Annotated in this window: 10 protein-coding genes; 5 read left to right on the top strand and 5 right to left on the bottom strand. The window is 44.1% G+C overall.

Annotated elements, in window-relative coordinates:
* Nucleotides 1–6: 6 nt before the first annotated feature.
* Nucleotides 7–1,404 (bottom strand): TIGR03808 family TAT-translocated repetitive protein, encoded by a 1,398-nt coding sequence (locus G3W54_RS04075; protein WP_162651854.1) that lies wholly within the window; start codon nucleotides 1,402–1,404, stop codon nucleotides 7–9.
* A 159-nt stretch (nucleotides 1,405–1,563) separates the two neighbouring features.
* On the opposite strand from G3W54_RS04075, the gene G3W54_RS04070 reads away from it, so the two are divergent.
* Entirely contained in the window at nucleotides 1,564–3,168 is a 1,605-nt protein-coding gene (locus tag G3W54_RS04070; protein WP_162651853.1) for a helicase HerA-like C-terminal domain-containing protein, read from the top strand.
* Between the two features lie 180 nt (nucleotides 3,169–3,348).
* On the top strand, nucleotides 3,349–3,951 hold the full coding sequence (locus tag G3W54_RS04065; protein WP_162651852.1) for a superoxide dismutase: 603 nt from the start codon (nucleotides 3,349–3,351) through the stop codon (nucleotides 3,949–3,951).
* 61 nt (nucleotides 3,952–4,012) lie between these two features.
* Here the strand turns inward: G3W54_RS04065 and G3W54_RS04060 are convergent, their stop codons facing one another.
* The 4 genes from G3W54_RS04060 to msrB all read right to left on the bottom strand — a co-directional run bounded on the left by G3W54_RS04060 (nucleotide 4,013) and on the right by msrB (nucleotide 9,824).
* Nucleotides 4,013–5,488: a TadE/TadG family type IV pilus assembly protein gene (locus G3W54_RS04060; RefSeq protein ID WP_162651851.1), complete on the bottom strand. Its 1,476-nt coding sequence runs from the start codon at nucleotides 5,486–5,488 to the stop codon at nucleotides 4,013–4,015.
* Nucleotides 5,489–5,636: 148 nt separating this feature from the next.
* Nucleotides 5,637–7,076 carry a TadE/TadG family type IV pilus assembly protein gene (locus tag G3W54_RS04055; protein ID WP_162651850.1) on the bottom strand — a complete coding sequence of 480 codons (1,440 nt, stop codon included), beginning with the start codon at nucleotides 7,074–7,076 and terminating at the stop codon, nucleotides 5,637–5,639.
* 179 nt (nucleotides 7,077–7,255) lie between these two features.
* The gene (locus G3W54_RS04050) at nucleotides 7,256–9,352 is read right to left on the bottom strand and encodes a S9 family peptidase (RefSeq protein ID WP_162651849.1); all 2,097 of its coding nucleotides are present in this window, start codon (nucleotides 9,350–9,352) and stop codon (nucleotides 7,256–7,258) included.
* 49 nt (nucleotides 9,353–9,401) lie between these two features.
* Nucleotides 9,402–9,824: a peptide-methionine (R)-S-oxide reductase MsrB gene (gene msrB / locus G3W54_RS04045; protein WP_162651848.1), complete on the bottom strand. Its 423-nt coding sequence runs from the start codon at nucleotides 9,822–9,824 to the stop codon at nucleotides 9,402–9,404.
* A gap of 174 nt (nucleotides 9,825–9,998) precedes the next feature.
* Here msrB and G3W54_RS04040 point away from each other — a divergent pair, with 174 nt between their 5' ends.
* From G3W54_RS04040 to G3W54_RS04030, 3 genes are read left to right on the top strand one after another with little or no spacing between them, the layout of a single operon-like run.
* Nucleotides 9,999–12,389 (top strand): putative monovalent cation/H+ antiporter subunit A, encoded by a 2,391-nt coding sequence (locus G3W54_RS04040; RefSeq protein ID WP_244627827.1) that lies wholly within the window; start codon nucleotides 9,999–10,001, stop codon nucleotides 12,387–12,389.
* A complete protein-coding gene (locus tag G3W54_RS04035; protein WP_162651847.1) occupies nucleotides 12,386–12,805 on the top strand; it encodes a Na(+)/H(+) antiporter subunit B in 420 nt (139 codons plus the stop codon). Before G3W54_RS04040 ends, G3W54_RS04035 begins: the two co-directional genes overlap by 4 nt.
* Nucleotides 12,805–13,182 (top strand): Na+/H+ antiporter subunit C, encoded by a 378-nt coding sequence (locus tag G3W54_RS04030; RefSeq protein ID WP_162651846.1) that lies wholly within the window; start codon nucleotides 12,805–12,807, stop codon nucleotides 13,180–13,182. Before G3W54_RS04035 ends, G3W54_RS04030 begins: the two co-directional genes overlap by 1 nt.
* The last annotated feature ends 16 nt before the right edge of the window (nucleotides 13,183–13,198 follow it).

Genomic DNA, 13,198 nt, shown 5'->3' with positions numbered 1-13,198 from the left:
TCCCAATTAGTTTACGATGTTGTCAACAATTCTAAGATGCGAAAATCTGGATTTGGTCGACAAAGCTAGATCACTTGTGACAGGTTTCGACCATTCATGACCCATAATGGCGCCATGAGATATCTCATCGAATATATTGTTGGTGATGGATGTACTCTTTGCTCCCTTGACCACTGATACAGCAATTCCAATGGGCGCTTTGCGAATAACATTCCCATTGATATTGACGGAACGGAGAAATGGTCCCCAACCCAAGAGCATGCCCCATTTTGCAACATTATCAATCGTATTACCTGTTACACTTGCATCAGCTTCCACCGCGATCCCGTGTCCAAAACCTGGCCCTTCCTGCGGGTAGGGGCCTTTATCTATAATATTGCGAACAAGGTTGCCAGAGATCACGCTCATTCGGCCACCGCTATCAAAATTTGCGATTGAGATCCCTATTGTTCCGCCATCAATCAGGTTGCCAGTAACAACCGCACCTTGGAATGCGAATTCGACATAAAGCGCAGTTTCACCCGAACCAAAACACGAGTTATCTGAAATGCGAATATTTGATGCTGAGTTTGCTCTAATGGCGGAAAATGCACAATCGGAAATATGATTGTCACTGATCGATACATTGCCAGCGCGAAAGATATTAATCCCATTACCCCATGGGCCCGTGCCACCATTCATAGCTGCAATTCGAGCAATTCTATTGTTTGACACTGAGGTGTTGTCTTCGCCAACCTCCCAACGATGAATGAGAATACCACCATTAGCACAATCATGAATATGGTTGTTGCGAACATTCAAGCCTGTGTTTTGTACCGCATAAATGGCGGCTTCTCGTACATGTGAGATGTCACAGTTTTTAATACTACCGCCGCAACTTTCTAAGTATATTCCATAAAATGCACTGTTTCGAACAACAATATTATCAAGCAAGAGGCCAGGACAGTTGGAAATGTGTAGCAGCCCCTTCGCATAGTTTGAAAATACATTGGATGCGCCATCTAGAACGATATCCCGCAACTCGATATGCTGTGCCGATCGCGCACGCATTCCATGGCCGCGGCCCGTGTAAATAATGCGAGATGCATTGGCAATACCCAAGATGCGCGTGTTATCTGGAAGTTCAATATTAGATACGTAATAATTGCCGGCGGGAATGAAGAGTATCTCCTGTTTTGATGCTGTTTTATTAATTAGGTTCTGTAATGAAGAGCTTTGGTCTTTACCGCTTTGAGGGGATAATCCATTTTTACTAGCGTCTACAATGCCACGTAACTCACCTAAATTAAGGGGAGTTTGCGCATTTGAATGATACGGAGTTATCGTAATACAGGCAGCAACACCTAAAAGTAATTCGCGACGATGGAGCAGGTTTTTGGACAATTTGATATCCCGTTTATCCATATTTTCTGACCAAATTGTAGATCAAAATGATTAAGCTTTAACTTATCAGAAGAGAACAAATATTGATAACGGATTGCAGGTCGCAAATGCCTCCCCTATAAGGAGATAATAACAAAATCAGACACCTGTGACAGGTGACGCCTAATTGAGAGATCTGTAATGCTAAAAGATGATCATATTTACCTTGGCACCAGCCGCCATCCGGATGATAGCACCAATAAGGGCGAGTATTTAAAACTTAAATACGCAAATCGACATGGACTGATTACCGGCGCAACGGGCACGGGTAAAACTGTGACGCTGCAGATTTTAGCTGAAAGCTTCTCAAATGCTGGTGTCCCCGTGTTTTGCGCTGACGTGAAGGGTGATTTGTCCGGCATTGCTACAATTGGAGAACATAAGGATTTCCTGGAGAAGCGAGCCGCTACCATCGGTTTAGATCCTTATGAGTTTCAAGAATTTCCAGTGATTTTCTGGGATCTTTTTGGTGAAAAAGGGCATCGTGTTCGCACGACAATGACTGAGATGGGACCGCTTCTTTTATCACGATTAATGGATGCAACCGATGCGCAAGAAGGCGTTATTAATATTGCATTCAAAATCGCTGATGAACACGGCCTTCCATTGGTGGATATGAAAGATTTACTCGCCATGCTCAAATATATGGGTGAAAATGCGAAGGAGCTTTCAGGGCTTTATGGCAATATTTCAAATTCATCTATCGGTGCTATTCAGCGCGATCTTCTGGTGTTGGAACAACAAGGAGCGGAAGAGTTCTTCGGTGAACCTGCATTGCAAATCAAGGATATTATGCGCACAACAAATGATGGTCGTGGTGCGATCAGCGTATTGGCCGCTGATAAGCTGATGATGAACCCACGCCTTTATGCAACCTTTTTGCTTTGGTTGTTATCGGAGCTGTTTGAAGAATTGCCTGAAGTCGGTGATCCAGATGTGCCGCGTTTGGTTTTCTTTTTCGATGAAGCGCACTTGCTTTTTGATGAGGCACCTAAAATTCTCATTGATCGTGTTGAACAGGTTGTCCGCCTGATCCGGTCCAAGGGTGTGGGGATTTATTTTGTAACGCAAAACCCACTCGATGTGCCAGATACGGTCCTTTCGCAGCTTGGTAATCGCATCCAGCATGCCTTACGTGCTTATACACCACGTGAGCAAAAGGCTGTAAAAGTGGCAGCGTCTACCTTCCGGCCAAATCCTGAGTTCGATTGCTTTGAGACGATAACTCAATTGGGAGTGGGTGAAGCATTGGTCTCGACGCTGGAGTCAAAGGGTGTGCCGTCAATGGTCGAACGCACGCTTATTCGCCCGCCTTCGTCACGTCTTGGTCCGATAGAGGACCATGAGCGCAAAGATGTGATTAAGGTTAGCCCTGTCGCATCAGAATATGATCGCGAGATTGATCGAGAATCTGCGTTTGAAATCTTACGGGAACGTTCAGAAAAAGCTGCGCGTCGCGAGGAAGAAGAGCGTGAGCGCGAGGCTCGCGAAGAAGAGAAAGAGCTTAAAGAAAGCCGTCGTTGGACACTGCCTGGTTTTGATGACGAGGACGACGACGATGATTATGATCGCCGGGGACGTAAGCGCTCAACACGACGAAAAAAGACTACGCGCAAGCGTTCGTCAGGTCGCAGAAGACAATCAGTGGCGGAAGCTGCGCTGAAGTCTGCTGCTCGCTCGATGGCAAGCTCTTTTGGTAGGGCAATTGTACGAGGTATTTTGGGAAGCATCAAAAAAGGATTTTGATGTTTGTGATAAGTCCAGTAAATTTTGTCTTTCGTACTAAGTATGGGTGAGCTTAAGTATGAATAGAAAGTTTTCTAGCGCTTGATAAAAATTAGATCAATTATTTACCTCAATCGCTTGCTGATTGGTCAATGGTTGACTATCTAGATATTAAACTTTGAACTAAATGGAGACGATAAAATGGCTTTTGAATTGCCTGACCTACCTTATGACTATGATGCGCTGGCGCCTTATATGTCACGCGAAACACTTGAGTTTCACCACGATAAGCACCACAATGCCTATGTAACTAAGGGTAATGAGCTTGCCGAAGCTGCGGGCATGGCTGATCTGTCTCTGGAAGAGATTGTAAAGAAGTCTTATGGCACCAATGCAGGTTTGTTTAACAATGCCGGCCAGCATTATAACCATATCCACTTCTGGAAGTGGATGAAGAAAGATGGTGGTGGCACATCTTTGCCAGCCGCTTTGCAATCAGCGATCGATAGCGATCTGGGCGGTTATGACAAATTCCGCGCTGACTTCATCAATGCAGGCATGACGCAATTTGGTTCAGGCTGGGCTTGGCTAACTGTTAAAGATGGTAAGTTAGAAATTACAAAAACACCAAATGGTGAAAATCCACTAGTGCACGGCGCATCGCCAATTCTTGGTTGCGATGTTTGGGAACATTCATATTACATTGATTACCGCAATGCCCGCCCTAAATATCTCGAAGCATTTGTCGATAACATGATCAATTGGGATTATGTATTGGAAATGTACGAGGCAGCAACTGCTTAAGTTATTTAAAAGTTAGAGTAGATAAACCCCGGAAAGTTTAGTTCTCCGGGGTTTTGTTGTTTTAGTTTAGGAGGCGCGTTTTCAACGGCTCTGATGATGACTTGGCAATTTCGCTAAATGCTGCAATTAGTTCGCTCGCAGTTTCTGGACTGTAGTAATTTTCAGGCGATGTTGCACAATTCCTAAGTAGAGCCTGGCCGCCAGGAGGTGCCGCAAATGCGACAGTATATATGGTTATGCCATCCTTCTCAGCTTGTTTGCACTTTGCTTCCGTTGCAGTGTTATCGGAAGAGTAGTTGTTGTCTCCATCTGTCATGAAGACAATAAACTTATCAGGGTCAGCTTGTCCTGATTTTGCTTTGTGCGCATTTGCTTCAGTCTTATTTTTTGACTCTAGTTTACTATATGCCCATTTCATAGATGCTGTTGATGAAGTTCCCCCTCCATCCGTCATCTTTGAAGTGTAAAGCAATGCTGCGTCAGTACCCCATTCCATCTCAGTTGTGCCTTGTACACTGCTGCTGTATGCACTGAGACCTGTACGAACGTACTTTTTATCTTTGTCCGCGGCGCTTAGTTGGTTGAACAATTCAGCAGTCGCATCTCGAAGGGCTTCAATCTTGGTATCTTCCAGATAAGGTAGAATTAAATTGAGGTTGTTTTTAAGTTTATTTTTCTTGCCGCCAGCATCAAGGTATTCGTCAAGTGCATTAACTGGGGTTACGCAATAATTATATGCGGTGTTTGCATCTGTCCATAAAGGTTTGCTGATAGCTCTCAAGAAATTTTTGCGTTTGTTTTTCTTGTAGTAAACCTTATCGCATTTATCATAATTATAGCTATTAATAACTTTTTTAATCGCCTGATTGGAAAGCTTATGATTTAATTTAGACACTTGCAGATAATCGGTAATGTAACCCAATGTTACATAGTTTATACCGAGTGCTATCTCAGCAGGCTGTGAATATTCTGAAACCAACCAACCCATCGAGCCAGAAACATCCACGACGACGGCCATGGATAAGGCACCTTGAGCGGATATCGTGCTGTTGGTAGATGTTGAAGCAATTTCAACTTCCATTTCATCGTAGCCCATGAGCTTCGAAAAAGGTGTCGTGCTTTGGCTTACTCTGCCGCCCACCTTCACGTTCCAAGTCGTATTACCTCCAGATTTAATCTCTTGGATATTGACTTCAGGTAGTACCTTCAGGTCTGAGAAGCGGGAGTTATCACTCGTCATTTGCGCTAAGAGTAACTTTTCTCCAAAATCTTCCGCATTTGCTACAGTCAAGTCGCCGTTCGCGATACGCGTTGCGACAGTAAGAGAAACAGAATCCGCTGCTGCCTGAAATCGTGTTTTCATAGCTGTCTGGTTGGCTAGATCCAATGCAACGCCACCTCCTGCTAACAGTAATGGAGTAACAATAGCGGCCATCATTGCAAAATTGCCGCGCTTATCCTTCGATAGCTGCGTAAACGTCTGTTTCAATGGGTTTGTAAACATTGTAATTCCCCGTAGTTGCGCAACGTCAATCATGACGTTTTGATCCAAAATATTTTGGTATTAGTGTGTATACTAACCAAGAAACATGAAATAATAGCTATCGAACACTGTTAAGAGAAACCTAACTGGGTGCGAATAATTTTAGTTATGATCTGATTATTCGTCTGAATTTTCTCAAATGTTATTGTGTCAAACGTGTTAGTGTTTTTGTGGATGACACACCAATATTTTTAAACGCAGTTATAAGTTCAGAAGCTGTTTCAGGTTCATAGTAATTGTCTTCTGATGACGCACAGTAACTCAGAAGCTCTTGACCACCTTCTGGGGCAGCGAAGGCAACTGAAAAGATAGTAATATTATCAGCCTTGGCCTGATCGCAGTAGCTTTTGGTTGAAGTATCGTCGCTTGAATAGTTATTGTCACCATCTGTCATAAATAGAATGAAACGATCAGGTGTCTGTCCATTTTTATTGTAATGTTCGGTAGCTTCTGTCGCGTTTGAGCTCTTCAATTCATTGTAAGCCCATTTGACCGAATTGGTAGAGGCCGTTCCGCCGCTAGCGTACATAGCCGAGGCGTAGTTGCTAGCTGAGCTTGTACCCCATTCTAAATCTGTGTCACCTCTAACACCGTAGGCATAGGCACTTAATCCAGTACGAACATATGATTGGGTAGGGTCTGCTGTGCTAAACTGGGTAAACAACTCGCCCAAGGCTTGTTTAAGTGCGTCAATTTTAATCTGAGGATGCGCGACAGAGACAAGCGTTTGAACATTGTCAATTGCAGTTTGCTGTGAAATCCAACCGTTTTTACTAGAAAATGTTGTTAGTTTACACATCTGCTTGGTGTCATATTTAGATGTATTTGTAGGCATTCCTATGGCCGTAAGAAAAGCTATTCTATCAGTCTTGTTGTTCCCCATTGAACCGCAGTCATCGAAGACAAAATTTTCCAAAATGTAAGTCATGTTCTCAGCTGTAAGATAGTAGGGATAGGCTGCAGCCTCATTCATTTTTGTGCTGACCTTGTTCGATTGAGCGGTCGTTAGTCCTAAAGTCTCACTTAAATATTTCGGCGATGTTGGGTCAAGTTCCCAGCCCATTGATCCTGATACATCAACAACAACTGCCATTGAGAGTGCGCCTTGAATTTCTTCGGTTCCTGTTACAGCGCTGGCGGATGTTGAAACGTCCATTCGGTCTTTGCCAAAAAATCCGGCAAACGGTGTTGTATCTTGACTGGCGGTTCCGCCAATTTTAACATTCCACGTTTTGTTAATCCCGATGCTAGTTTCGGTAACTTCAACGGTTGGGGTTACTGTTAGGTTTGAAAAACGCGCATCATCACTTTCCATCTGAGCAAGAAGTAATGCGGATCCGAAGCTTTCTGCGTTTGCTATTGATAAATCACCATTTGCTATTCGAGAAGCGACTGCCAGTGAAACAGAATCCGATGCAGATTGAAAGCGAGTTTTTAAAGCAGTCATGTTGGAAATATCTATGGCAAGACCGGCTCCCATTAATAGAACAGGCGTTACAAGAGCAGTCATCATCGCCATACTTCCTTCTTGAGATCTTAAAAGTTTCTCAATAGGTAGTAGTCCAGATCGTAATTTCCCCATAACAGCACTCCGCGTTTACACCAGATTTGTTGTAATACCTCTGCATTGATGAGGTGTTTCTGGTTCTAAAACTCGTCCGTAATCGGACCTAATCGGAGCGACCGTAATGGTTAAACTTGAACATTATTTTAGTTTAGATAGGTGTATTTAAATCAAATTTTATCGTAATTCATTCGATTTTACTTCGTTATCCCACTAGATTTGAGAGCGAATGCATACTCCTCGGCTACTTCAATAAGACGCTGGAAACGGCCCGCGGATCCGCCATGCCCTGCGCCCATGTTGGTTTTGAGTAAGACTGGCGCATCATTGGTTTTCACCTCGCGCAGTTTGGCAATCCATTTTGCAGGCTCCCAATAAGTTACACGTGGATCGGTTAGACCGCCAATAGCGAAGATGGGTGGATATGCTTTTGCTTCAACATTGTCATAAGGTGAGTAAGAGGCAATATACTCATAGTCATCTTTTGATGTAATGGGGTTACCCCATTCGGGCCATTCAGGCGGTGTGAGCGGTAATGTATCATCTAACATGGTGTTCAATACATCGACAAATGGAACGGCTGCGATAATTGCACCGAAATTATGCGGTGCCATATTTATGCAAGCGCCCATTAACATGCCGCCAGCGGAACCGCCTTGTGCAACAATACGGTCGTGTGAGGTAAAGCCCTCGGATACAAGATGTTCTGATGCTGCGATGAAATCTTTAAATGTGTTGATTTTCTTTTCGCGTTTGCCATCTTCATACCATTGAAATCCCTTATCTTTTCCGCCGCGCATGTGTGCGATGGCATAGATAAATCCTCGATCAACAAGTGATAAGCAATTGGTATTAAATGATGCAGGTATCGACATGCCATAAGAGCCATAACCATATAACAGGGCAGGGGCCGATCCATCGAGTTTCGTATCTTTGTGATATAAAATACTAACAGGAACAAGGACACCATCATGGGAAGGGGCCATGATCCGGCGTGTTATATAATCATCTATATTATGACCGGAAGGAACGTCTTGTGTTTTTAATAAGGTGCGCTCACGAGTACGCATATTATAATCATAGAGCTGTGACGGTGTTGTCATAGATGAATATGAGAATCTGACGATTTCAGTATCGTATTCAGCAGCTCCAGAAAAACCGAGTGAGAATGCTTCTTCGTCAAATTCGATGGAGTGAATTTCGCCAGTTGTACGATCTTTGATATTGATCTTCGGCAAGCCTTCATCACGCTCCATCCACACAAGGTAATTTTTATATGCAGCATGACTGAGGATGAGCCGCCCTGGCGTATGAGGAACAACTTCCACCCAGTTATCTTTTTCAGGCGTTGCAAATGGCACAGACATGATTTTGAAATCTTTTGCATTACCGTCATTAGTTAGAACAAAAAACTCCTCACCACCCTCTGTAAAGTCATATTCAATGCCAGTTTCGCGCTTGGCAACGAGTTTTGGTTTTGCGAACGGGTCATCGGCAGCAATGAGCCAAAGTTCAGATGTTTGATGGTCATGAATGTCGATATAAACTACATCATCAAGCGAACTGCCGCCAACACTCATGAAAAAACCAGCGTCTTTTTCTTCATGAATGAGTTTGTCATCAGATTGTTTGGTGCCAAGGACGTGATAATAAATCTTTGACGGACGATGGTTTTCATCAAGTGCAGTATAGAAGAAACCAGTTCCATCAGCGGACCACACTCCACCACCACCAGTGTTCAGGATTTCATCATCAAGGTCTTCGTTACTTTCAAGGTCACGGATTTTTAGTGTGAAATACTCAGATCCTTTATCGTCATACCCCCAAATTCCCAAACTATGATCAGGGGAGTTGTTGACAGCCGACAGACGGAAGTATTCGCTTCCCTCTGCCTCGATATCGCCGTTCAGAAATACATTCTTATCACCGCCATCTCTTGGCGTACGGAAATAATGTGGTTGTTCGCCACCGGTTACAAACTCAAGCCCGTAAGCAAATGGGCCATCTTTAACCGGGATAGATGCGTCATCCTCCTTAATTCGCCCCTTCATTTCATCAAATAAAGACTTCTGAAGATCTTTGGTATCCTCAAGTGCTGCTTCTTGATAGGTGTTTTCCGCCTCAAGGTATGCACGAATATCTTTATCAAGCACATCGGGGTTTTGGAAAACTTCCTGCCAGTTATCCGCTCGAAGCCAAGCATAATTATCAACGCGCGTGATACCGTGACGTGTATCTTCCTGTGGTCGAATTTCGGCAAGAGGTGGTTTGGGCAGATTGTTAAATTGGCTCACGGTGTGGGCTCCGATTAGATAATTGATGTATGAAAAATTGGTCTTATGTCTATTTGTCTGAATTTTCGGCTGGTTGGAAATCAAGCACCGCACCATTGATGCAGTATCTCAATCCAGTCGGGTTCGGTCCATCGGGAAAGACATGGCCTAGATGACTTTCGCAATTTGCACACCTAACTTCTGTGCGCGTCATGAAAAAAGAGCGATCTTTATGCTCCGAGACAGCGTTATCTGTCATGGGTTTAAAGTAACTGGGCCAACCAGTGCCTGAATCAAATTTTGCATCTGAGGCAAATAGTTCTGTACCGCAGGCAACACAATTATAACTACCTGCGGCTTTGTTTTCATTAAAAGGACTGGTGAAAGCCCGTTCAGTTCCATGCTTGCGAGCAATCTTATATTGCTCTGGCGTCAAACGTTCACGCCATTCAGCATCAGATAAAACAAGTTTTTCAATTTTTTTTTCACTCATTTTTTTGCTCCCTTTTTCAACTTCCCTATTAAATAAGTGTCGTTCTCCTCAGCCGCAATGCCTTTGAGGCATTTTGTCAACAATTACCGTGACTAATGATCTTGTTTAATTGGCATTACGTAGTTAATTGTAGGTGATATTAGAGGGGCCATCATGGTCAGATTGGGAGTTTAGATGTTTGGTAATGCCAGCGGCATGATGATGTTTATGATGCTGTTGCCTTTTTTGGCCGCTCTCGTCGCTCCGTCTTTAACAAAGATGATGGGTGCCAAGGCAGCTTGGGTCTTAGCACTAGTTCCGCTTGCTATTTTTTTACATGTCTTGGGTTTTGTTCCCCAGATTTCGGAAGGCGAGAACATTACTGGAGGCTATTTGTGGGTCCCAGAATTTGGTGTTAGCTTTTCGTGGTTTTTAGATGGCCTTTCCGCCACCTTTGCATTGCTGATTTCCGGCATCGGTACCCTGATCATTCTATATGCTGGAGGATATTTGGGAGGGCATCCACAACATGGACGTTTTTTCTCATTCTTGTTCTTGTTCATGGGGGCAATGCTTGGCGTTGTATTAGCCGATAGCTTCTTTACGTTCTTCATCTATTGGGAATTAACGTCAATCACATCGTTCTTGTTGATTGGCTTTAATCACAAAAGCGAAGCATCACGCAGGTCTGCAATTCAGGCGTTGGTTGTTACTGGCGGTGGCGGTTTAGCGCTTATGGCTGGCTTGATTGTCTTGTGGAATATCACTGGCATCAATCATTTCTCGTTCCTGCTTGAAATGGATGGTGGCGCTGTTGTTCAAAGTCCGTATTATTTGGCGGCGTTGCTACTCGTGTTAGGCGGAGCGTTTACAAAGTCAGCACAATTTCCGTTTCACTTTTGGTTGCCAAACGCGATGGAAGCCCCGACGCCGGTATCTGCTTATTTGCACTCAGCCACTATGGTCAAGGCCGGTGTTTATCTATTAATGCGTCTTAACCCTGTGCTTGGTGGAACAGAAGCATGGATCACCATATTGCCAATTTTCGGCGGCATCACTTTGATCATTGGGACGTTGTTGGCCATCCGCCAGACAGATCTCAAATTAATGCTCGCCTATACAACTGTTTCCTCGCTCGGACTTTTGGTCATGTTGATTGGGTTCGGCACAGAGAAAGCTATAGCTGCAGCAGTTTTGTATCTTGTCGCTCATTCGCTCTTTAAGGGTGCATTGTTCATGGTGGCGGGAATTGTTGATCATGAAACCGGTACGCGTGACGTTACCAAGCTTGGCGGTTTGCGAAAAGCTATGCCGATTACGTTTGGTGCGGCGCTTGTTGCTGCCGTTTCTATGGCGGGCCTTCCGCCACTTTTTGGTTTTTTGGCAAAAGAAGAAATTTATTACGCTCTTTGGGGAACAGATCCATGGTCGCTTGTCTTCACCATCGTTGCAGTTGTTGGCAATGGGTTGATGTTCGTAATTGGCTTTGCTGTTGCACTTAAACCATTCCTAGGGCCGCAAGTTAAGACGCCAAAACATGCGCATGAAGGTCCGCCATTACTTTGGCTTGGACCGTTAATTCTTGGCGCGGCTGCGATATTGGCGGGTGTCCTTTCAACATACAGTCACTACTATATTTCAATACCGATGAGTTCAGCCATTTGGGGTGAGCTTGTTGAAGTTAATATTTCCATCGTTCCACATTTTGGACCTGCACTTACCTTGTCTTTGACCACTGTTGTGTTCGGAATTATTGCTTATCGAAATGTTGATCGCTTGCGGGCAGGTATAGACGGGTTCTACAATTGGTTCTGCGGTGGATGGGGCCCCGATAAGGGCTTTGATCAATTTATCGCCATCATGGTTCGGATGTCATTTCACATCACACAATTCATCCAGCGTGGTAAGTTAGAAGTCTATATGACCTCGACATTTGCAGTCATTGGCGCGTCATTATTGTTCTCGATGTACTATTTCGATGAACTGCCAAATATGCCTGATCTAAACGGCGAAATAACTTTCTATGAAGCTATTGTCATGGCTATTGTTGTGATAGGCCTGCTCGCCGTCATCTATGCAAAAGACCGCCTGACTGCCATTGTTGCCCTTGGTATTCAAGGTTTTGCCGTAGCGGTTATTTATATGTTGTTTGGTGCACCGGATTTATCCTTTACGCAGTTCATGGTTGAGACATTGTCTGTTGTTATTCTTGCCTTGGTTATGACCCGCCTTCGCTTGTCGCCTTCTGACCCACGCCCTATCTGGGAGCAGATTACAGATATGGTCGTCGCCCTTTCATGTGGTGTTGGCTTTGCTCTTTATCTACTGCGGGTCACGCAAGACAAGTTTGATTTTTTCATGTCCGATTTCTTCTCCGCTTATTCAAAAATCATTGCGCATGGCACTAATATAGTAAACGTTATTATTGTTGATTACCGTGGCACAGATACCTGGGGTGAAATCGCAGTGGTACTGGTGGCGGGCCTTGCTATTCTTGCTCTTGTCCGTATCAGGCCAAAGGGCGATGATGTAAAAGTTGCAGATAATAATCCGGATGAAGAACATGGCCCGGAGGTAAAAGCATGAGAACGCTGATTTTTCGTACAGTAGCGCCTTATCTTACAGCTTTAATGGTGTTATTTTCCATTTTCGTATTACTCCGAGGTCATAACGAACCGGGTGGTGGTTTTATTGGCGGGCTGATTGCAGCCTCTGCTTTTGCGATTTATGGTATTTCCAACGGTGTTGTACCTGTACGCCGCGCGCTACATTTCCACCCACTGGCAATTGCTAGTTTTGGGCTTTTGATGTCATCTCTGGCTGGCATGATGTCGGTGTTCTCGCACGTTCCATTTATGACGGGCATTTGGGGCGGTTTTTATTTTCTGGGTGCGAAAATAGATATCTCAACAATTTTATTTTTTGACGTTGGCGTGTATTTAGTCGTGGTCGGTACGATCACATCTATTGCGCTTTCTCTGGAAGAAAGGGAGCGCGACTGATGGAAGCTTGGATGGCTATTGTTGTTGGTGTACTTTTTTCAGTATCAATATATTTGATGCTATCAAAAAGTATTATTCGAATATTGATCGGTGTTGCCATATTAGGTAATGCCGTCAATTTATTAATTTTCACGAATGGTCGTCTCGTACGTGAAGTGCCGCCAATTATCTCAGGTGGTTTTGATATATTGCAAGTGCAAAGCGCAAACCCGCTTCCACAGGCATTGATCCTAACGGCTATTGTGATTTCATTTTCATTTTTTGCATTTCTATTGGTGCTTGGTTACAGGGCCTATCAAGAACTTGGTTCAGATGACACTGATGAAATGCGTGTTGCAGAGCCGGCGGATGATCAACTCCCGCCTCTAGGATACTAAGATGGGTATTAGGGTA

Source organism: Lentilitoribacter sp. Alg239-R112 (assembly GCF_900537175.1).
In the GTDB taxonomy this organism is placed as follows: Bacteria; Pseudomonadota; Alphaproteobacteria; order Rhizobiales; family Rhizobiaceae; genus Lentilitoribacter.
Note: the sequence above shows the minus strand (reverse complement) of the source record. Positions and strands in the feature narration are given on the sequence as shown.